Source organism: Dactylosporangium sp. CA-139066 (assembly GCF_050936175.1).
In the GTDB taxonomy this organism is placed as follows: domain Bacteria; phylum Actinomycetota; class Actinomycetes; order Mycobacteriales; family Micromonosporaceae; genus Dactylosporangium.
The window spans coordinates 1,390,793-1,410,586 of sequence record NZ_JBNJNH010000002.1 but is presented as its reverse complement, the minus strand read 5'-3'; the positions used below and the strand labels follow the sequence as shown (position 1 = coordinate 1,410,586).

18 protein-coding genes are annotated in these 19,794 nt (G+C 71.9%); 10 read left to right on the top strand and 8 right to left on the bottom strand.

Annotated features, from left to right (window positions below; translation table 11 throughout):
• Window positions 1–52: 52 nt before the first annotated feature.
• From pdhA to ACQEVU_RS51240, 6 genes are all read left to right on the top strand, one after another.
• Complete coding sequence (pdhA, locus tag ACQEVU_RS51265; RefSeq protein WP_433337850.1) at window positions 53–1,186, top strand: pyruvate dehydrogenase (acetyl-transferring) E1 component subunit alpha; 1,134 nt, start codon at window positions 53–55, stop codon at window positions 1,184–1,186.
• Window positions 1,186–2,166: an alpha-ketoacid dehydrogenase subunit beta gene (locus tag ACQEVU_RS51260; RefSeq protein WP_433337848.1), complete on the top strand. Its 981-nt coding sequence runs from the start codon at window positions 1,186–1,188 to the stop codon at window positions 2,164–2,166. The genes pdhA and ACQEVU_RS51260 overlap by 1 nt, the downstream gene beginning before the upstream one ends.
• Window positions 2,167–2,178: 12 nt before the next feature.
• Window positions 2,179–3,579: a dihydrolipoamide acetyltransferase family protein gene (locus tag ACQEVU_RS51255; RefSeq protein WP_433337846.1), complete on the top strand. Its 1,401-nt coding sequence runs from the start codon at window positions 2,179–2,181 to the stop codon at window positions 3,577–3,579.
• A 215-nt stretch (window positions 3,580–3,794) separates the two neighbouring features.
• Window positions 3,795–3,929, top strand: coding sequence for a hypothetical protein (locus tag ACQEVU_RS51250; protein WP_433337844.1), 135 nt, complete (start codon window positions 3,795–3,797; stop codon window positions 3,927–3,929).
• A gap of 311 nt (window positions 3,930–4,240) precedes the next feature.
• Window positions 4,241–6,250, top strand: coding sequence for an LppU/SCO3897 family protein (locus tag ACQEVU_RS51245; RefSeq protein WP_433337842.1), 2,010 nt, complete (start codon window positions 4,241–4,243; stop codon window positions 6,248–6,250).
• A 17-nt stretch (window positions 6,251–6,267) separates the two neighbouring features.
• Window positions 6,268–8,100 (top strand): NHL domain-containing thioredoxin family protein, encoded by a 1,833-nt coding sequence (locus tag ACQEVU_RS51240; RefSeq protein ID WP_433339733.1) that lies wholly within the window; start codon window positions 6,268–6,270, stop codon window positions 8,098–8,100.
• A gap of 107 nt (window positions 8,101–8,207) precedes the next feature.
• Here the strand turns inward: ACQEVU_RS51240 and ACQEVU_RS51235 are convergent, their stop codons facing one another.
• The 3 genes from ACQEVU_RS51235 to ACQEVU_RS51225 form a co-directional block, all read right to left on the bottom strand.
• The gene (locus ACQEVU_RS51235) at window positions 8,208–9,188 is read right to left on the bottom strand and encodes a LamB/YcsF family protein (RefSeq protein WP_433337840.1); all 981 of its coding nucleotides are present in this window, start codon (window positions 9,186–9,188) and stop codon (window positions 8,208–8,210) included.
• Between the two features lie 85 nt (window positions 9,189–9,273).
• Window positions 9,274–10,125, bottom strand: a complete 852-nt coding sequence (locus ACQEVU_RS51230; RefSeq protein ID WP_433337838.1) for a biotin-dependent carboxyltransferase family protein — start codon at window positions 10,123–10,125, stop codon at window positions 9,274–9,276.
• A complete protein-coding gene (locus ACQEVU_RS51225) occupies window positions 10,122–10,715 on the bottom strand; it encodes a 5-oxoprolinase subunit B family protein (RefSeq protein WP_433337836.1) in 594 nt (197 codons plus the stop codon). Before ACQEVU_RS51225 ends, ACQEVU_RS51230 begins: the two co-directional genes overlap by 4 nt.
• A 118-nt stretch (window positions 10,716–10,833) precedes the next feature.
• Between ACQEVU_RS51225 and trhA the strand changes: the two genes are divergently transcribed.
• Window positions 10,834–11,463: a PAQR family membrane homeostasis protein TrhA gene (trhA, locus tag ACQEVU_RS51220; RefSeq protein WP_433339732.1), complete on the top strand. Its 630-nt coding sequence runs from the start codon at window positions 10,834–10,836 to the stop codon at window positions 11,461–11,463.
• A 5-nt stretch (window positions 11,464–11,468) separates the two neighbouring features.
• On the opposite strand, the gene ACQEVU_RS51215 is transcribed toward trhA, so the two are convergent.
• Window positions 11,469–11,735, bottom strand: a complete 267-nt coding sequence (locus ACQEVU_RS51215) for a DUF6458 family protein (protein ID WP_433337834.1) — start codon at window positions 11,733–11,735, stop codon at window positions 11,469–11,471.
• Window positions 11,736–11,823: 88 nt separating this feature from the next.
• On the opposite strand from ACQEVU_RS51215, the gene ACQEVU_RS51210 reads away from it, so the two are divergent.
• The gene (locus ACQEVU_RS51210) at window positions 11,824–12,306 is read left to right on the top strand and encodes a SixA phosphatase family protein (protein ID WP_433337832.1); all 483 of its coding nucleotides are present in this window, start codon (window positions 11,824–11,826) and stop codon (window positions 12,304–12,306) included.
• Between the two features lie 84 nt (window positions 12,307–12,390).
• On the opposite strand, the gene ACQEVU_RS51205 is transcribed toward ACQEVU_RS51210, so the two are convergent.
• The 4 genes from ACQEVU_RS51205 to ACQEVU_RS51190 form a co-directional block, all read right to left on the bottom strand.
• The gene (locus ACQEVU_RS51205; RefSeq protein ID WP_433337830.1) at window positions 12,391–14,244 is read right to left on the bottom strand and encodes an acyl-CoA dehydrogenase; all 1,854 of its coding nucleotides are present in this window, start codon (window positions 14,242–14,244) and stop codon (window positions 12,391–12,393) included.
• 456 nt (window positions 14,245–14,700) lie between these two features.
• On the bottom strand, window positions 14,701–15,807 hold the full coding sequence (locus ACQEVU_RS51200) for a PP2C family protein-serine/threonine phosphatase (RefSeq protein ID WP_433337828.1): 1,107 nt from the start codon (window positions 15,805–15,807) through the stop codon (window positions 14,701–14,703).
• 65 nt (window positions 15,808–15,872) lie between these two features.
• Window positions 15,873–16,466 (bottom strand): septal ring lytic transglycosylase RlpA family protein, encoded by a 594-nt coding sequence (locus tag ACQEVU_RS51195; protein WP_433337826.1) that lies wholly within the window; start codon window positions 16,464–16,466, stop codon window positions 15,873–15,875.
• A 168-nt stretch (window positions 16,467–16,634) separates the two neighbouring features.
• Entirely contained in the window at window positions 16,635–18,404 is a 1,770-nt protein-coding gene (locus ACQEVU_RS51190) for a proline--tRNA ligase (protein ID WP_433337824.1), read from the bottom strand.
• Window positions 18,405–18,454: 50 nt separating this feature from the next.
• Between ACQEVU_RS51190 and ACQEVU_RS51185 the strand changes: the two genes are divergently transcribed.
• Entirely contained in the window at window positions 18,455–18,994 is a 540-nt protein-coding gene (locus ACQEVU_RS51185) for a YbhB/YbcL family Raf kinase inhibitor-like protein (RefSeq protein ID WP_433337822.1), read from the top strand.
• Between the two features lie 31 nt (window positions 18,995–19,025).
• Window positions 19,026–19,787 carry an endo alpha-1,4 polygalactosaminidase gene (locus tag ACQEVU_RS51180; RefSeq protein WP_433337820.1) on the top strand — a complete coding sequence of 254 codons (762 nt, stop codon included), beginning with the start codon at window positions 19,026–19,028 and terminating at the stop codon, window positions 19,785–19,787.
• Window positions 19,788–19,794 lie beyond the last annotated feature (7 nt).

Sequence of the window (19,794 nt, the reverse complement as noted above, 5' to 3'; positions counted from 1 at the left end):
GCGCGGCAGGGTCACCCCCGCTGCCGACGCGAAAGACGACAGGGAGAAACGGATGGCGAAGGGCGAAGTCAAGGCCCGGACGCACACGACACGGGCCGTGCCTGAACCCGCGTTCGTGCAGCTGCTCACCCCCGAGGGCGACCGGGTCGAACACCCCGACTACACGGTCGACTTCACCGACGAGGAGTACCGCTCGCTGTACCACGACCTCGTCGTGGTCCGGAAGCTCGACGCTGAGGCGACCGCCTTGCAGCGCCAGGGCGAGCTGGGCATCTGGGCGAGTCTGCTCGGCCAGGAGGCGGCCCAGGTGGGCTCCGGCCGGGCGCTGCGGGCGCAGGACATGGCCTTCCCGACGTACCGCGAACACGGCGTTCTGTATTGCCGCGGCATCGACCCGATCATGCCGCTCAGCCTGTTCCGCGGGGTCGACCAGGGCGCCTGGGACCCGAACGAGTTCAAGTTCAACATGTACACGATCGTCATCGGCGCGCAGACGCTGCACGCGACCGGCTACGCGATGGGCGTCGTCAAGGACGGCAAGGTCGGCGCCGACGACGGCGAGGCCGTCATCGCCTACTTCGGCGACGGAGCCACCAGCCAGGGCGACGTCAACGAGGCGTTCATCTGGGCGTCGGTGTTCAACGCCCCGCTCGTGTTCTTCTGCCAGAACAACCAGTACGCGATCTCGGAACCGCTGGAGCGGCAGACGCGCGTCCCGCTGTACCACCGGGCCAGCGGTTTTGGTTTTCCGGGCCTGCGCGTCGACGGCAACGACGTGCTCGCCTGCTACGCGGTGACCCGCAAGGCCCTCGACGACGCGCGGCACGGCCAGGGCCCGTCGCTCATCGAGGCCTACACCTACCGCATGGGCGCGCACACCACCTCCGACGACCCGAGCCGTTACCGGATCGCCAGCGAGGTCGAGGCCTGGCAGGCCAAGGACCCGATCAAGCGGCTGCGCAGCTTCCTGAGCAAGCAGGGCATGGCCAAGGACGACTACTTCGACGCCATCGACGAGGAGGCCCGCGTGGCCGCCGTCGACCTGCGCGAGCGCGTCCTCAACATGCCCAATCCCGATCCCCTGACGCTGTTCGACCACGTGTACCCGCACGGCTCCCCCGAGCTCGCGGAGCAGAAGGAACAGTTCGCCAAGTACCTTGCGTCCTTCGAGGGGAGTGGGCACTGATGACCGCGGAGAACCTCACCCTCGGCAAGGCGCTCAACACCGGCCTGCGCCGGGCCATGGAGCGCGACCCCAAGGTCCTGATCATGGGCGAGGACGTCGGCAAGCTCGGCGGCGTCTTCCGCATCACCGACGGGCTGCAGAAGGACTTCGGCGACGAGCGGGTCATCGACACCCCGCTGGCCGAGTCCGGCATCGTCGGCACCGCGGTCGGCCTCGCCATCCGCGGCTACCGCCCGGTCTGCGAGATCCAGTTCGACGGCTTCGTGTACCCCGCCTACGACCAGATCGTGTCGCAGGTCGCGAAGCTGCACTACCGCTCGCAGGGCAAGGTCAGCCTGCCGATCGTCATCCGGATCCCGTTCGGCGGCGGCATCGGCGCGGTCGAGCACCACTCGGAGTCGCCCGAGGCGTACTTCGCGCACACCGCCGGCCTCAAGGTCGTTTCGTGCAGCACCCCCGACGACGCGTACTGGATGATCCAGCAGTCGATCGAGTCCGACGACCCGATCATCTTCCTGGAGCCCAAGCGCCGCTACTGGGAGAAGGGCCAGGTCAACGCCGACAGCGCGAGCCTGCCGCTGCACGCCTCGCGGGTCGCCCGCCCCGGCACCGACGTCACCGTGCTCGCCTACGGCCCCATGGTGCGCACCGCCCTCGACGCCGCCACCGCGGCGGAGGAGGACGGCCGCTCGCTGGAGGTCATCGACCTGCGCACGCTGTCGCCGCTGGACATGCGCCCGGTGTACGAATCCGTGCGCCGCACCGGCCGCGCGGTCGTCGTCCACGAGGCCCCTGGCAACCTGGGCCTCGGCGCCGAGGTCGCCGCCCGGATCACAGAGGAGTGCTTCTACTCCCTCGAGGCGCCGGTCCTGCGCGTCACCGGGTTCGACACGCCGTACCCGGCCGCTCGCCTGGAGGAGGAGTACCTGCCGGACCTGGACCGGGTGCTCGACGCCGTCGACCGCTCGTTCGGGTTCTAGGGAGAGGCACGGATGACCAGGGTCAAGGAGTTCAACCTGCCCGACCTGGGCGAGGGCCTCACCGAGGGCGAGATCCTCAAGTGGCTGGTCCAGGAGGGTGACACGATCGCCCTCAACCAGCCGATCGTCGAGGTCGAGACCGCCAAGGCCGCGGTCGAGATCCCGGCGAAGTGGGCCGGCAAGGTCAACAAGATCTTCCACCCCGAGGGCGCCACCGTGGAGGTCGGCCAGCCGATCATCGCGATCGACACCGACCCGGGCGCCGGCGACCTGCCCGCGCCGTCGGCCGCGTCGCTCGCCGCCGTCGAGGTGGCCGGGGACGCGCCGGTGGAGCCCGGCCTGATCGGTGGTCCCGCCCCGGGCGGCCGCACCGCCGTCCTGGTGGGTTACGGCCCCAAGACCGCCGTGGCCAAGCGCCGCCCGCGAGCCTCCGCGTCCGCGCCGGTTCAAGAGCCCGCAGCGGTACTCCCACCAGAACCCGTCCACACCGCTCCGGCGCCGGCCGCCCCCCGTACAGAAGCGGCACCGGCACCGGCTCGCAACGGGTCCGTCCTCGCCAAGCCGCCGGTCCGCAAGCTCGCCCGCGACCTCGGCATCGACCTGGCCGCCCTGACGGGCACGGGCCCGAGCGGCTCCATCACGCGCGACGACGTGCTCGGCGCGCAGGCGGCCCCGGCCACGGCGCCGGCGGCCAGGGCGGCCCGCCCGGCCGGCGAGCGCGAGGAGCGCATCCCGGTCAAGGGCGTGCGCAAGCTGACCGCCGAAAACATGGTGGCCAGCGCGTTCACCGCCCCGCACGTGACCGAGTTCCTCACGGTCGACGTGACCCGGGCGATGAAGGCCCTCGAGCGGCTCAAGACCCACCGCGACTGGCGGGACGTGCGCGTCTCCCCGCTGCTCATGGTGGCCAAGGCCGCGCTGCTCGCGCTGCGCCGCCACCCGATGGTCAACTCGACGTGGGCGGGCGACGAGATCGTCATCAAGCACTACGTCAACCTGGGCATCGCGGCCGCCACCCAGCGCGGCCTGATCGTGCCGAACATCAAGGACGCCCAGGACCTGACCACGCGCGAGCTCGCCGACGCCCTGACCGCGCTCGTCGGCACGGCCCGCGACGGCAAGACGTCCCCGGCGGACATGTCGGGCGGCACGTTCACGATCACCAGCGTCGGCGTCTTCGGCGTCGACTCGGGCACCCCGATCCTGCCGCCCGGCGAGTCGGCCATCCTGGTCTTCGGCGCCGTACGCGAGCAGCCCTGGGTCCACAAGGGCAAGATCAAGATTCGCCAGGTCACGACCTTGGGCCTGTCCTTCGACCACCGCATCATCGACGGCGAGCTGGGCTCCAAGTTCCTGCGCGACGTCGGCGCCTACCTCGAGGATCCCGAGGGCGCGACGCTCGCCTGGAGCTGACGACCAGGCCAATTCACCGACAGTGGCCCCGTGCGCAAGCACGGGGCCACTGTCATGTGGCCGACGAACAGGGCGTTTGCCCTGGTTCACCGCCTACGAATCATCGGCCGGTGGGCCGCGTCACTTCATATTCGCTGGATTTCGATCTTTCCGCGGGCGTGTAATGGATGTGAACCAAGGACCTCCTTACACCACCCACTCCCAGGGAGCCCGCCATGAGCACGTTCATCGAGCGCTACAAGGCCCGCCGCAACGCCGCCCGCCGCCTCGAGGCGATCGAGCGCGCGATCGCGAAGAACCCGTCGTCGGCCCTCCGCGACGAACTCCACGCCATGATCAACCGCAGTTAGGCTGTTTTCCGACGGGCCGGGGGATCTCCGCTCCACCGAACCCCCTCAAGACCTGCAGCGGCGCGCTTCGAGCGGCGAGGTCCGCTGCCCCGTTCCCCCCGGTCAGGGGCGTCGAGCCCTCCTAGAACCGCCCCGGTCCGCCGAGCTCCCTCGCGGACCGGGGCGGTTTCTATCTTTTGACACCCGCCAGCACTTCGTGCCCGATCGTCCGTTTTCGCCCTATCTCCAACCGATGAACTCGGCGACCGGCACTGCCATGGCCGGACCCGTTCGACTACGGTCGCAGGGGTCTGACCAACCAGGAGGCACGCATGACGTCCGACCAGCAGCACCCGTCCGACCACCCGGACGAGGGCGCGGCGAGCACGCCGCCGGTCGGCAGGGCCCCAGCCGTCCGCGCCACGGCCTCGGTACCCGCTCCGTCCTCACCCCCGCCCCAGCCACAGTCCCCGCCGCCGCCCTCCCAACCCGATCCCGGCTCCCCCTGGCCCCCGCCGGCCTCGGGCTGGCCCCCCGCCGGCGACCCCCAGCCCGGCCCCGGCCGGCAGCAGGCCGGCGACCCGGGTTGGCAGTCGGCCGGCGGCGAACCGCAGGCCGCGCCCGGCTGGCAGCAGGGCAACGACTCCCAGCCCGGGCCCGGTTGGCAGCCGGCCGGCGGCGAACCGCAGGCCGCGCCCGGCTGGCAGCAGGGCAACGACTCCCAGCCCGGGCCCGGTTGGCAGCCCGGCGGCGACCCGCACGCCGGCGCCGGTTGGCAGCCTTCATCGGCGGCTCAGTCCGGATCGCCGTACGCGCCCGCGCCCCCGCCGTCGCTGCCCGATCCGGACGCCCGGGCACACGACTCCGGCGACGCCGAGGATGCCGGACGCCCGGGCCCGTTCCCGCCGGCCGGTCCGCTGCCGCCCCGCGTGCCCCAGGTCCCACCGGGCGTGGCTCCCGCGTCGGGCAAGGCCTCGGTACCGACCCAGTTCGGAAGCGCCCCGCCCGGCCCCGCCGGAAGCTTCCCCGGCTTCACGCCGGCCACCCCGGCACAGCCGGCGCCCGAGCAGAACCCATGGGCCCCTTCGACCGGCCCGTCGTCCGGCTCCGCCCGGGTCCCGACCGGCTCGGCCCAGGTCCCCAGCGGCAGCGCCCAGGTACCAAGCGGCAGCGCCCAGGTACCAAGTGGCACCGCCCAGGTTCCCACCGGCACCGCCCAGGTTCCTACCGGCAGCGCCCGCGTCCCGACCGGCAGCGCCCAGGTACCCACCGGCATGGCCCAGGTGACCCCTCCCTCCGGCACCGCGCAGGTAACACCGCCTACCGGCTCGGCCCAGGTCCCAACCGGTTCGGCCCGCGTCCCAACCGGCTCGGCCCAGGTACCGACCGGATCCGCGCAGGTTCCGACCGGCTCGGCCCAGGTGTTCGGCAGCGCGCAGATCCCGCCCGGCACCGCCCAGGTGTCCGGCGCCGGTGCCCCCGGCGTGCCCGCGCCGCCGGTCCTCGGCCAGATTCCGGGGGACGGCGGTCAGCCGCCCCGGACGTACCAGGCCCGCGCCCAGGTCTCCGTCCCACCGGCCACCTCGGTCCCGCCGGTCTCCTCGGCCCCGCCCGTTTCTTCGGCGCCACCGGTTTCATCCGCCCCGCCGGCCTCGGGGGAACCGCCCTACGGCTCGCCCGGCTTCGCGTCCGCGGCCTACCAGGGCACGGCCGTGCCGCCCACGAGCGCCCCGCCCGGGGCCTACCAGGGCAGCGCCTTTCCGACGAGTGCGCCGCCCTCGAGCGGCGGGCCGTTCGGCGGGGGGAACGCCCCGGTCTCCGGCGGCGGGACAGGGATGTACCAGGCCTCGCCGCCCCCGGCCGGCGGGACGTATCAGACCTCCGCTCCCCCGGCCACCGGCGCGTTCCCCGCAGCCGGCGGCTACCAGGGGGGCCCGCCGCGCTACAGCGACCTCGTCACCATGCCCGGCCAGAACCCGCCCGACGCGCCGGCCGTCGAAGGCGACGAGCCGGCGACGCCCGAGCCGCCGGTCAAGAGCCGGCGGGGGCTGCTGGTCGGGCTCGCGATCGTGGTCGCGATCTTCCTGCTCGCCGTGGCCGGCACGGCAATCGTTGTCAAGATCAGCAACCTTGGTACCGCCAGCTACGCCGTCAACTCCTGCGTCAAGCAGGACGGCGAGGGGGCCAAGGGGGTGAGCTGCTCGGACAAGGACGCGTTCCGGATCGTGTCGAAGGTGGACTCGGCGACGAGCTGCTCCGACGCCGCCGAGCCGTACATCACGCTGCAGCGCAAAGGCCAGAAGGACCAGGTCCTGTGTCTCCGTCCGGCGAACCAGAAGTGACCGCCGACTCGCCGCTGCTGAAGGCCCGCGTCCGCGCCCCCGAGCTGCGGGGGCGCGGCTGGCTCAACACCGACGGCCGGGACCTGCGCCTGGCCGACCTGCGCGGCAAGATCGTCCTGCTCGACTTCTGGACCTTCTGCTGCATCAACTGCCTGCACGTGCTGGACGAGCTGCGGCCGCTCGAGCAGCAGTACGCCGACGTGCTCGTGACCATCGGCGTCCACAGCCCGAAGTTCGAGCACGAGAAGGACGCCGCGGCGCTCGCGGCGGCCGTCGAGCGGTACGGGGTGGACCATCCCGTGCTCGACGATCCCGAGATGCTCATGTGGCAGCAGTACGCCGCCAAGGCCTGGCCCACCCTCACGGTCATCGACCCCGAGGGGTACGTCGTGGCGAACATGGCCGGCGAGGGCCACGCCGAAGGGCTCGCCCGGCTCGTCGAGGAGCTGGTCCGCCTCCACGAGGACCGCGGGACGCTGCGGCGGGGCGAGGGAGCTCATGCCGTACAGAACCCGGATCTGACGCTTTTGCGCTTTCCCAGCAAGGCGCTGGCGCTGCCGGACGGGCATTTCCTCGTCTCCGACGCCACGCACCAGTCGCTCGTCGAGCTCGCCGCCGACAACGAGACCCTCGTGCGCCGCATCGGCACCGGCCGCCGCGGCCGCCAAGACGGCACCGAGCCGGAGTTCTCCGAGCCCGGCGGCCTGTGCCTGCTGCCGCCGCACGAGGCGGAGATCGCCGGCTACGACGTCGTGATCGCCGACACCGTGAACCACCTGCTACGCGGCCTCAAGCTCTCGACGGGCGAGGTCACGACGGTCGCCGGCAGCGGCCGCCAGTGGCGCGGCACGGTCGACTTCGACGCGCATGACTCGCTGGCGGTGGACCTGTCGTCGCCCTGGGACGTGGCGTGGTACGACGGCCGGGTCGTGGTGGCCATGGCCGGCATCCACCAGCTGTGGTGGTTCGACCCGGTGAAGCGCACGGCCGGCGCGTACGCCGGGACGACCGTCGAGGCGCTCAAGGACGGCCCCCTGCAGGAGGTCTGGATGGCCCAGCCGTCCGGCCTGTCGGCCTCCCCCGACGGCCGCCGCCTGTGGATCGCCGACAGCGAGTCGTCGGCGGTGCGCTGGATCGAGGACGGCGAGATGTACACCGCCGCCGGCCAGGGCCTGTTCGACTTCGGCCACGTCGACGGCCCCGCCGCCGAGGCCCTGCTCCAGCACCCGCTCGGCGTCCTGGCCCTGCCCGACGGCAGCGTCCTGGTCGCCGACACCTACAACGGCGCGGTCCGCCGCATCCACGACGACCAGGTCACGACGGTCGTCGACGCCCTGCAGGAGCCGAGCGACCTGGTACTCAGCCCGGACGGCGACGTGATCGTCGTCGAGTCCGGCGCCCACCGCCTGGTCCGCCTGGCGGCGGGCACGCTGGCCGCGTCGGGCATCGACGCGTCGGGCGTACGCCACCGCACGGAGCGCCCCCCGACGCTCCTGGCCCCGGGCGAGATCGAGCTGGACCTGATCTTCGAGCCGGCCCCCGGCCAGAAGCTCGACGAGTCGTTCGGCCCGTCGACCCGCCTGGAGGTGTCCGCCTCCCCACCGGAGCTGCTCCTCGCGGGCGCCGGCGTGACCACGGACCTCCGCCGCACCTTGGTCATCTCCCCCGATGTCCCGTCCGGCGTACTGCAGGTGGTCGCCCAGGCCGCAACCTGCGACATCGACGCGGAGTTCCCCGCCTGCCACCTGACCAGGCAGGACTGGGGCGTCCCGGTACGCATCACGCCCGACGGCACCACCCGCCTCCCGTTGATCCTGCGGGGCATGGACACGGCGGGTGACGGTTCCTGACGGTGGGTGAGCGATTTCGAGGGCGGTTTGGTGGGTCGTGTTACGGTGGGTGAGCGGAATGGCCCGCCGCCGAGGTACGTCCGGCCGGGATCGCCCGCACCTCGCAACTAGGCAAACGGCCTGACGGCAACGCCGGCCGCCAGCAGCCCTTCCCGCACCGCACGCGCCATACCAACGGCACCCGGCGTGTCCCCATGGACGCACAGTGACTCGACCGGCATCGAGATCACGGTCCCGTCGATCGCCTCGACGACGCCTTCCACGGCCATGCGGATGGCTCGCTCGGTGACCTGCCCGACGTCCGTGACGAGCGCGCCGGGCCGGCTTCGGGGGACGAGGCGGCCGTCGGGGAGGTACCCGCGGTCGACGAACCCCTCGGCCACGACTCGCAGGCCACGCTCGACCGCGAGCCGGGCGAGCACCGAGCCCGGCTGGCACAACACCGGCAGCCCGACCCCGGACTCGACGCCGCGCCCGTGCTCGGCGGCCGCGAAACCGCTCGCCGTCGCGGCGGTCGAAGGCGTTGCGGCGATCCCGGGCGTTGCGGCGGTCGCGGGCGTTGCGGCGGCACCGGGCGCTGCGGTGGTTGCGGGTGTTGCGGGTGGCGGCAGGCCGGCGCTCGCGACGGGCGTGCGCGAGGTTCCGAAGGGCGTGGCCGTGCCGGGCGTCAAGGCGCCCCCGAGTGGGCCGGCGGTGGGCGTGAACGACGCCGCCGCCTCGACCACCGCCGACGCGTGGGCCTCGTCGACCGCGGCGGTGTTATAGAGGGCGCCGTGGGGCTTCACGTAGGCGACGGGGCCGAACGCGGCCAGGGCGCCGATCTGGTACCGCAGCTCGTCCGCCAGCTCGTCCGGCGGCACGTCGATGCGGCGGCGGCCGAAGCCGGCCAGGTCGCGGTAGCTCACCTGGGCGCCGACGCGCACCCCCAGGGCGGCGGCCTGTGCGCTCACGCGGCGCATCGTCGACGGGTCGCCGGCGTGGAAGCCGCAGGCCACGTTGGCGCTGGTCACGATGGCAAGCAGGGCTTCGTCGTCGCCCAGGCACCAGACGCCGAAGCCTTCGCCCAGGTCGCTGTTGAGATCCACCACGGATTCGAACGGTATCGGGATCGTCGCCCCCGAAGCCACAGGCGAGCAGTTGACCGATTTGTCCGAATCTGGAGGCGGTCCGGCCCTAACGAGCGCGGAAACGCAGCGTGTCGCCGGGGCGGGCCTGGGCCAGCAGCGCGAGATCATCGGCGTGGACCACCGCGATCACCGGATACCCGCCCGTCGTCGGATGATCCGCCAAGAACACCAACGGCTGACCGTCCGCCGGAACCTGCACGCTGCCCAGCACAATCCCCTCGCTCGGCAGCTCCCCGCCATCCGCCCGAGTCAACCCGCGACCCGACAACCGAGCGCCCACCCGGTTGCTCTCGCCCCTGACCCGGTACTCCCCCAGCCCCAGCACCTCAGGATCCGCAAACCGATCAGCCCTCGGCCCCCAGGTCACCCGCAGCTCAAGCGGACCACCCGGCGCGCGCCGCGGCGCCACGTCCACGGCGGCCGGCGCCGAAAGGGCCGGGCCCAGCGGCAGGCAGACCCCGGCCCGCACCACCGGCGGCCCGAGCAGCGAGAGCGTGTCCGTCGACCGGCTCCCCAGCACTGGATCGACGCACACCCCGCCGGCCACGCAAAGATAGGCCCGCAGGCCCAGAACCGCCGGGCCGACCTCGATCCGGTCGCCGGCCCGCACCGGCACCGGGGCGTTGAGCGGCGCCGGCCGCCCGCCGACCCGCAGCGGGGCAACGGCGCCGGTGAGGGCGATCGTCGAGGCGGCCGAAAAGACCGCGGCGAACGGGCCGAGCGTGATCTCCAGGGCCGCCGCATCGGCGGCGTTCCCGACCAGCCGGTTGCCGAGCAGCAGGGCCGGGCGGTCCAGGGCGCCCGACCGCGGCACGCCGAGGTGCGCGTACCCGGGCCGGCCCAGGTCCTGCACCGTGGTCAGGGGGCCGGCGACCGAGACCGCCAGCGAGGCGCTCATGCGGCGCGGAACCGCACCGTACGGCCCGGCGTCAACAGCGCCGGCGGCGTGCGGTCGACCGAGAAGAGCTCGGCATCGCTGTGGCCGACGATGTGCCACCCGCCCGGCGACGGCGTGGGGTAGATGCCGGCGAACTCCGCGGCCAACGCGACCGAGCCGGCCGGGACGCGCGTGCGCGGGGTGGGGCGCCGCGGCACGCTCCAGGGCAGGCCGCGCAGGTAGGCGAAGCCGGGCGCGAAGCCGCAGAACGCGACCGTCAGCTCCGTGCCGGTCAGCGCCGCGACCACCTCGGCGACCGAAGATCCGGCGTGGTCGGCGACGAACGGCAGGTCGACGCCGTCGAAGACGACGTCGAGGACCAGGGGCGGCGAGTGCGGTACCGCTGCCGGATCAATGGCGAGGTCCCGCAGACGCGCGGCCAGGGCGGCCGGGTCGGGGACGCCGTCCAGCAGGACCGTGCGGGCGCCGGGGACGATGTCGACCACCGCCAGGCGGCCGGCCGATCGCTCGGCGTCCAGCGCGGCGAACCAGTCGAGTGGGGAGTCGACCTCCAGGAGGAGGGCGTCGGCGCCGACCGGGCGAAGGTGCACGCCCGTCACGATAGACGTCCGTACGATACTCGGGAGTAACCTACGGTGCCGTAACCTATAGGGCGTGACCGTGAAGTCCGAAACCCGCCTGCGCCCGGTCGATCTCGGCAAGCCGCGGATGCGCGGGTGGCTGCATGCGTATGCGGCCGGCGTCGCCGTGGTGTGCGGGATCGTCCTGTGCTCGCTCGCGGCCGCCCGGCCCGGATGGGGGCCGTTCGTCAGCTGCGCGATCTACAGCCTCACGGTCGTGGCGCTGTTCGGCACGAGCGCGCTGTATCACCGGCGGGTGTGGTCCGAGCGCGGGTACAAAATCATGCGCCGGCTCGACCACTCGATGATCTTCGTATTCATCGCCGGCACGTACACCCCGTTCAGCGTCCTGCTGCTGTCCGGCAACACGCGCGTGGCGATCCTGGCCACGGTCTGGGGCGGCGCCGTCCTCGGCGTGGCGATGAAGTTCGCGACGGGGATGAGCAAGCGCCGCTGGCTCTCCGCGCCGCTGTACGTCGCGCTGGGGTGGGTGGCGGTCGCCGTGCTGCCGGACATCCTGCACTCCGGCGGCGTGACCGCGCTGGTGCTGACGCTGGCCGGCGGAGCGTTCTACACGGTCGGTGCCGTGTTCTACGCGCTCCGCCGGCCCAACCCGTGGCCGACCGTCTTTGGCCACCACGAGTTCTTCCACGCCTGCACGCTGGTCGCGGCGATCTGCCACCACATCGCCATCTACTTCGCGCTGTACGCGAAATAGAACCGTCAGTACCGCCGCATCCGGCGCTCTTCGATGACCTCGTCCGTGGTCGGCGGGATCGCGGTGCCGGCCGCCGGCGGCGGGGCGGCGGTGACGACCGTGCGCCGGCGCGAGTTCCAGAAGTACAGGGTCAGGACCAGGCCGACGAGCCCGGCGATCTGGAGAATCCAGCCGATCGTGCTGAGGTCGAACGGACCGACACTGCTGTTGTGGATCCCGAACGTCATGATCGCCCCAACGACGATCAGGAGGATGCTTCCGCCGATACCCATCGAAGGCCTCCCGGCAGCTTGTAGGTAACTGTTTCTGTCCCTCGGGTTACCCAAGCGCCTCGTTGTTCAATCGGGCAGGCTGTCTCACATGACCGTGCGCACGCTCATCCTGCTCCGGCACGCCAAGGCGGCGAACCCGGACGACTACGAGACAGACATCGAGCGTCCGCTGGCCCCGCGCGGGCACCGCGACGCCGCCGCGGCCGGCGAATGGCTGCGCGCGAGCGCCCTCGAGCCCGACGCGGTGCTCTGCTCGACCGCGGTACGCACCCGGGAGACCCTCGCCGGCCTGGGCCTCGGCAACGAGGTCCCGGTGGTGTACGAGCACCGCATCTACGTCGGCCCGGCCGCCGACACCCTCGACCTGCTCCGCCAGACGGACGCGACCGTCGAGACCCTGCTGCTCATCGGCCACAATCCCACTATTTCCGATTTGTCCGACGAGCTGGCCCCGCGAGCCCTGCAGCACGGCGGCCTGGCCACGTCGGGCATCGCCGTGCACCGCTTCGAGGGCCCCTGGCGCGATCTCAACCAGGCCGCGCTCGTCGACCAGCAGAAGCCCCGCGGATAGCAAAAGGCGGATAAGCAAAGGCGGATAAGCAAAAGGGGGAGGGCGCCGTTGCCCTCCCCCTCGGCCAGACCGAAGACGCGACCCTTAGAAGGCGTCCTCGGAAAGCTGCATCGCGTCCAGCGTGGTCGACTCGATGACCCGGCGGTCGGCGCCGATGCGCGGCAGGATCTCGTGCGCGAAGAACTTCGCCGCGGCGACCTTGCCCTCGTAGAACGCCTTGTCGGCCGGGGACACGTCGCCGGCGAGGGCCTTGAGGGCCACCTCGGCCTGCCGCTGCAGCAGCCAGCCGACCACGACGTCGCCGAGGTCGAGCAGGAACCGCCGCGAGTTGAGGCCGACCTTGTACAGCGCCTGCGCGTCGCCGCCCTGGGCCTCGCCGAGCCAGCCGGTGAAGATGCCGAGGATCTGCTGCACCTCGGCCAGCGCCTTGCCCAGCGCCGCCCGCTCGACCTTGAGCTGCCCGTTGCCGCCCTCGGCCTCGAGGAACTGCTGGATCTCGCCGGCCACGGTGAGCAGCGCCTTGCCCTGGTCCTTCACGATCTTGCGGAAGACGAGGTCGAGGCTCTGGATCGCGGTCGTGCCCTCGTACAGGGTGTCGATCTTCGAGTCGCGCACGTACTGCTCGAGCGGGTAGTCCTGCAGGAAGCCGGAGCCGCCGAACGTCTGCAGCGCCTCGTGGCCGAGCAGCTCGTAGGCCCGCTCGGAGCCGACGCCCTTGACCAGCGGCAGCAGCAGGTCGTTGACCCGCTTGGCGATCTTCGCCGCCTTCTCGTCACCCGAAGCCTCGGCGAGCGCGACGCGGTCCTGCCACGACGCCGTGTAGCAGACGAGGGCGCGCAGGCCCTCGGCGTACGACTTCTGGGTCAGCAGCGACCGGCGCACGTCGGGGTGGTTGATGATCGTGACCCGCGGCGCGGCCTTGTCGTTACTGGTCAGGTCGGCGCCCTGCACGCGGCTCTTGGCGTAGTCGAGCGCGTTGAGGTAACCCGTGGACAGGGTCGCGATGGCCTTCGTCCCGACCATCATCCGGGCGTACTCGATGATGAGGAACATCTGCCGGATGCCCTCGTGCACGTCGCCGAGCAGCCAGCCCTTCGCCGGCACGCCGTGCCCGCCGAAGGTCACCTCGCACGTCGTCGAGACCTTGAGGCCCATCTTGTGCTCGACGTTGGTCACGAAGACGCCGTTGCGGTCCTTGAGCTCGCCGGTCTCGGCGTCGAAGTGGAACTTCGGCACGACGAACAGCGAGAGGCCCTTGGTGCCCGGGCCGCCGGCGCCGGGCGTGTCGACCGGGCGGGCCAGCACGTAGTGGACGATGTTGTCGGTGAGGTCGTGCTCACCGCTGGTGATGAAGCGCTTGACGCCCTCGATGTGCCAGGAGCCGTCGGCCTGCGGAACCGCCTTGGTGCGGCCGGCGCCGACGTCCGAGCCGGCGTCCGGCTCGGTCAGCACCATTGTGGAGCCCCACTGCTTCTCGACGAACAGCTTGGCCCACTTCTTCTGCTCCTCGGTGCCCTCGATGCGCAGGGTGTTGGCGAAGGAGGGGCCGGAGGCGTACATCCACACGGGCGCGTTCGACCCGAGCACCAGCTCGGCCAGCGACCACCACAGCGCGCGCGGCGCCGCGGTCCCGTCGAGCTCGGCCGGCAGGTCCAGGCGCCAGAACTCGGCCGCCATGAACGCGCGGTAGGACTTGCGGAACGCCTCGGGCATGCGCACCGAGTGCGTCGCCGGGTCGAAGACCGGCGGGTTGCGGTCGCCGTCGGTGTAGCTGGCCGCGAGGTCCTCGCGGGCCAGGCGGTCGACCTCGCCGAGGATGCTGCGGGCCGTGTCCACGTCGATGTCGCCGTACGGTCCCTGACCCAGGACCTTGTCCACGCCGAACACCTCGAAGAGGTTGAACTCGAGGTCCCGCAGATTGCTCTTGTAATGGGTCATCGCGGAGGGGTCCCCCGTCTCTGGGTCGCAGCTGAGGTGTCGAGCATGACCGACATGGGTTACCAGTCGGTAACAGCCATCTTATTACTGGCAAGTAACCTCAGACAACCCGCTCTGGAGAGTGAACCGGACCACAGGTGCGACGTCTGAGTACGTCCCGGGTGCAGTTGAGTAGCGGACACGCCGTCACCGCCGGGTGATGCGTTCGTTGAGCGGTTACTCGCAGTCAAGAGGAGGGCCGCGCGATGATCGTCCGTCTCATGGGCTCGCTCTTCGCCCCCAAGTACCCGCGCTTCTACACCGGCCGACACCGCGCCCCGATGCGCCGCATCATTCCGCGCCCGCACCCCGTCCAGACCGCCTAAGGCCTTTCAAACCAGGATCCGAGCTACCGCGACGTCCGCCGTGGGCGCGGTCCGTGACTCCCGGGCCTGCGGCGTCCGCGCGTAGTCACGCTCAGGACGAAGCGACGCCCGCGCCGCCGATCTCCCAGCTCGGGACCGACGCCGGCGGCTTCACGCCCTGGTACTCCACCAGCACCAGCGCGATGTCGTCGTCGAGCCGCCCGCGCACCCACTCCAGCAGCGCGCTTTCCAGCGACCGCAGCCCGTCGGCGACCGTGCCGTGGCCGAGCAGGCGCTGCGCCCGCTCCGCGGTCGGGAAGAACTCCCCGTCGCGGCGCGCCTCGGCCAGCCCGTCGGTGAAGAACAGCAGCCGGTCGCCCGGCTCCAGGCGCTCGACCCGCGGCTTGACCACCGGCATGAACCCCAGCGGCGGTGCGTTGGACGGCGGGTCGAGCGGAATCACCCGGCCCCGGCGCAGCAGCAGCGGCGCGGGGTGCCCGCAGTTGACGATCGTCAGCGTCCCGCCGCGCTCCTCGATCAGGGCCGCGGTCACGAAGTCCTCGTCGCCGAGCGATCGGGCCACGGCCCGGTCCAGGTCGGCCACGATGGCGCGCAGGTCGGCGCGCTCGAAGGCGACGTGACGGTAGGAGCCCAGCACGATGCTCGCCAGGCGGACCGCGTCGAGGCCCTTGCCGCGCACGTCGCCGATGATCATGCGCACGCCGTACGGGGTGTCCAGCGCCTCGTAGAGGTCCCCGCCGATGTCCGCGGCGGCGCTGGCCGAGATGTAGCGGGCCGCGACCGTGAGCGGGCCGACCTGGGGTCCCAGCGGGCGCAGCACGGCGCCCTGGGCCACGGAGGCGAGGCGGGACAGCTCGGCGTACCGCGCGATCTGCCGCTGCCGGATGGCGCCCACGGCGGAGGCGATCCCGCTGGCCACGATCACGCCGCCCAGGTTGAGCATGAGGACCAGCGCGCGCTCGCGGTTGTGCATCAGCTCGATCGAGCAGAACAGGAACGCCAGCAGCGTCGAGGCGCTGCCGACGGCGAGCACCTCCGGCCACGACGCGAACGCGGCGGCCAGGAAGGGCGCCGCGGCGAGCAGGCCGACGTAGTTGGCCCGCGTCCCGTCGGCCACCTCGGCGGTGAGGACGAGCGCGAGCAGCACGAAGGCCGCGCCGACTCCGGCGCGGGCCTCGGGAAGCAACTGACGTTTCATAGGTCCGGCAACCAGCATGCCACCAACCAGGCCCCGGACCGCTCCATCAAACGGCCGGGTCTGCCTTACTTGAGTACCTCGTACCTCGCAGTGATGACACCGGCGTTCAGCGACGCGATCTTTTGGAACGCGCCGCGGGAGAGGTCGATGCAGCGGCCGGACACGTACGGCCCACGGTCGTTGATGGTGACGACCACCGACTTGCCGTTGGCCTGGTTCGTGACCCGAACCTGGGTGCCGAACTTCCACTCCTTGTTCGCGGCGGTCATCGCGTCCGGGTTGAACGGCTCGCCGCTGGCCGTGTTCTGGCCGTCGGAGTAGTAGGAGACCTTGCAGCTGCCGGTGCTCGCCACCCCGGTCGCGGTGGTCGTGGTGGCCGACGGCTTGGGCTTCTTCGACGCCGAGGGGCTGGCCGCGGCCGTGCTCGGCGCGGATCCGATGCCGGCGGCGTCGGGGGTGGCGGCCGCCTCGGTGGAGGCGGACGGGGAGGACTCGGGCCGGTTGCCGCGGTCGGCCCGCTCCTGCGGGCTGCGGTTCGCGTCGACGGCCGCCTCGGGCTTGGCGTCGGAGCGGAGGTTGACCGTGGCCACCGCCCCGCCCACGAGGGCGACGACGGCCGCGATACCGGCGATCAACGGGATGAGCTGGCGGCGACTCACGACGGAATGTCGGCCGGACAACGTCTGCACCCTTCGTCGACAGCAAGGCCGTGCCCGAACGTAACGTCCGGACACGGCCGCCCGTCAAACCGAAGCGCGGCTCATATCCCGATTTGCCCGCATACTTCCGGCCGAACGGTTGAGCGGGTGAGGAGCCGTTCGGAGGAGTTACGCGCGGACCGCCGCCAGCACCGCGGTCGCGGCGCCGGAGGCCGGCACCTCCTCCTTGTCCCCCGACTTGCGGTCGCGGATCTCGACGAAGCCGTCGGCCAGCCGCTTGCCCACGACCACGATGGTCGGCACGCCCAGCAGCTCGGAGTCGTTGAACTTCACGCCCGGCGACACGTCCTTGCGGTCGTCGAGCAGCACGGTCAGCCCGGCCGCCTCGAGCTCGCCGGCGAGCCGCTCGGCGCCGTCGCGGATCTCCTCGGTCTTGCCGGCCGCGACCACGTGCACGTCGGCCGGCGCGAGCTCGCGGGGCCAGCACAGCCCGCGCTCGTCGGCGGTCTGCTCGGCGATGACCGCGATCGCGCGGGACACGCCGACGCCGTAGGAGCCCATCGTGACGACCTGCGCCTTGCCGTTCTGGTCGAGGACCGTGAGCCCGAGCGCGTTGGCGTACTTGCGGCCGAGCTGGAAGATGTGCCCGATCTCGATGCCGCGGGCCTGCTCGAGCGCGCCGCCGTCGATCGGGCAGATGTCGCCGTCGACGATGCGGACCGCCTCGATCGTGCCGTCGGGCGTGAAGTCCCGGCCGGCGACGAGGTTCATCACGTGCTTGCCCGGCTCGTCGGCCCCGGTGATCCACGCGGTGCCCACGACGACGCGCGGGTCGACGAGGTACCGGATCTCGCTCGTGCTCTTCTCGCCCAGGACGCCCGGCCCGATGTAGCCCTTGACCAGCGCGGGGTACTGCGCGAACTCGGCCTCGGTCATCGGCGCGACCTCGGCCGGCGCCACCGCGGCCTCCACGCGGCGCAGGTCGACCTCGCGGTCGCCGGGCACGCCCACGGCGAGCGGCTCACGCTTGCCGTCGGGCAGGGTCAGCATGAGCATGACGTTCTTGAGCGTGTCGGCGGCCGACCAGGAGCCCTCGGCCCGGCGCAGGTCCTCGCGGGTGTTGAACAGGGCGACGAGCGTCTCGATCGTCGGGGTGGCGGGCGTGTCGACGACCTTCGCCGCGGGCAGCCCCTCGAGGGGCCGGGCCGCGGGCGCCAGCGTCACGACCGCCTCGACGTTGGCCGCGTAGTCGCCGTTGGTGCAGCGCACGAACGTGTCCTCGCCGATCTCGCAGGTCGCGAGGAACTCCTCGGACGCGCTGCCGCCCATCGCGCCGCTCATCGCGGAGCAGATGACGTAGTCGAGGCCGAGCCGGTCGAAGATCTTGATGTAGGCCTCGCGGTGGCGGGCGTAGGCGCTGCGCAGGCCGTCGTCGTCGACGTCGAAGGAGTACGAGTCCTTCATGATGAACTCGCGGCCGCGCAGGATGCCGGCCCGGGGGCGCGCCTCGTCGCGGTACTTCGTCTGGATCTGGTACAGCGTCAGCGGCAGGTCCTTGTAGGACGAGCACATGTCCTTGACCGCGAGGGTGAACATCTCCTCGTGCGTCGGCCCGAGCAGGTAGTCGGCCTGGCGGCGGTCCTTGAGGCGGAAGAGGTTGGCGCCGTACTCGGTCCAGCGCCCGGTCGCCTCATAGGGCTCGCGCGGCAGCAGCGCCGGGAACGTGAGCTCCTGGCCGCCGATCGCGTCCATCTCCTCGCGGATGACCTGCTCGATGTGGCGCAGCACCCGCAGGCCCATCGGCAGCATGGTGAAGATGCCCGGCGCGACGCGGCGCACGTATCCGGCGCGGACCAGCAGCCGGTGGCTGGTCACCTCGGCGTCGGCGGGATCCTCGCGCAGCGTCCGGAGGAACAGCGAGGACATCTTCAGGACCATCTGTGTCCACCTTCTTGTGGCCGTTTCCGTCACGTTGGACGATACCGAACGTGCGGTTTTGCAGTCCTGCGGGTTTCTCCGTCGTCGTCCTGGCAGCGCTGGGCGCGCTGACCGCCTGCTCGGACACCAAAACGCCCGAGGGCCCGCCGACGACACTCACGGTGACCAGTAGCGACTTCACCGAGGGCGCCACCATCCCGGCCGACTTCACCTGCAAGGGGGCCGGCCGCGTGCCGAGCCTGTCGTGGTCGGGCGACACGAAGGGCGCGAAGGCCCTCGCGGTGGTCGTCGACGACCCCGACGCCCCGAGCGGCACCTACGTGCACTGGATCGTGCTCGACCTGCCGGCCTCCGCGACGGCGCTGTCGAGCAACGGGGTGCGCGGGCTCAAGGAGGCGAAGAACTCGGCGAGCGAGAAGGGGTGGACGCCGCCCTGCCCGCCGTCGGGGACCCACCACTACCGGTTCACGGTGTACGCGCTGAAGCAGCCCACCGGGCTCGGTGACGGCGCCGAGCGCTCCGACGCCCTCGACGCGATCGGCAAGAACTCGGTCGCGAGCGGCCGCCTCACCGGAGTCGTCGAGCACTAAGGAATCGGCCGGGCCGACCGATCTCGCGGCCATGCTTCGCGTGCTCGCCATGGTCCTGGCGCTCATCTCCGCACCGACCCCCGCCGCCGCCTCCACCACGGGATGGTGGCACCCGGCTACCGGGCTGACCTGGCAGATCCAGTTCAGCGGGCGCCTGGACACCGGCGTGGCCGCCCAGGTGTACGACATCGACGGCGCCGACTCCACGAAGGCGCAGGTCACGGCCCTGCACGCGGCCGGGCGCAAGGTCGTGTGCTACGTCGACGCCGGCTCGTACGAGAACTGGCGGCCCGACGCCGCGAAGTTCCCGGCCGCCGTCCTGGGCCGGGCGATGGACGGCTGGGCCGGGGAGCGCTGGCTCGACGTGCGCCGGTGGGACGCGCTGCGCCCGATCCTCGCCGCCCGCTTCGCCGACTGCCGGGCGAAGGGCTTCGACGCGGTCGACCCGGACAACATGGACGGCTACGCCAACGCCACCGGCTTCCCGCTGACCGCCGCCGACCAGCTGCGCTTCAACCGGCAGGTCGCCGACCTCGCGCACGCCGCGGGCCTGGCCGTCGGGCTCAAGAACGATCTCGAGCAGGTCGCCGCCCTGCAGCCGTCGTTCGACTTCGCCGTCAACGAGCAGTGCGTCCGCTACAAGGAGTGCGGGCGACTGGCGCCGTTCACCGTCAACGCGAAGCCGGTATTTCATATCGAGTACGCCGCCGCGCAGTGCCCGACGGCGGCAACGTTGCAGTTCAGCAGCATCCGGAAGCGACTTGCGCTGGATGCCTACCTGTCGCCCTGCTGATTCCCAC

Bases quoted from the DNA above. Each gene is read 5' to 3' on its own strand.
- ACQEVU_RS51260 (WP_433337848.1), top strand. From the start codon at position 1,186: ATGACCGCGGAGAACCTCACCCTCGGCAAGGCGCTCAACACCGGCCTG.
- ACQEVU_RS51250 (WP_433337844.1), top strand. From the start codon at position 3,795: ATGAGCACGTTCATCGAGCGCTACAAGGCCCGCCGCAACGCCGCCCGC.
- ACQEVU_RS51255 (WP_433337846.1), top strand. From the start codon at position 2,179: ATGACCAGGGTCAAGGAGTTCAACCTGCCCGACCTGGGCGAGGGCCTC.
- ACQEVU_RS51230 (WP_433337838.1), bottom strand. From the start codon at position 10,125: ATGAGCGCCTCGCTGGCGGTCTCGGTCGCCGGCCCCCTGACCACGGTG.
- pdhA (WP_433337850.1), top strand. From the start codon at position 53: ATGGCGAAGGGCGAAGTCAAGGCCCGGACGCACACGACACGGGCCGTG.
- ACQEVU_RS51245 (WP_433337842.1), top strand. From the start codon at position 4,241: ATGACGTCCGACCAGCAGCACCCGTCCGACCACCCGGACGAGGGCGCG.
- ACQEVU_RS51180 (WP_433337820.1), top strand. From the start codon at position 19,026: ATGCTTCGCGTGCTCGCCATGGTCCTGGCGCTCATCTCCGCACCGACC.
- trhA (WP_433339732.1), top strand. From the start codon at position 10,834: ATGCGCGGGTGGCTGCATGCGTATGCGGCCGGCGTCGCCGTGGTGTGC.
- ACQEVU_RS51215 (WP_433337834.1), bottom strand. From the start codon at position 11,735: ATGGGTATCGGCGGAAGCATCCTCCTGATCGTCGTTGGGGCGATCATG.
- ACQEVU_RS51205 (WP_433337830.1), bottom strand. From the start codon at position 14,244: ATGACCCATTACAAGAGCAATCTGCGGGACCTCGAGTTCAACCTCTTC.
- ACQEVU_RS51200 (WP_433337828.1), bottom strand. From the start codon at position 15,807: ATGAAACGTCAGTTGCTTCCCGAGGCCCGCGCCGGAGTCGGCGCGGCC.
- ACQEVU_RS51190 (WP_433337824.1), bottom strand. From the start codon at position 18,404: ATGGTCCTGAAGATGTCCTCGCTGTTCCTCCGGACGCTGCGCGAGGAT.
- ACQEVU_RS51210 (WP_433337832.1), top strand. From the start codon at position 11,824: ATGACCGTGCGCACGCTCATCCTGCTCCGGCACGCCAAGGCGGCGAAC.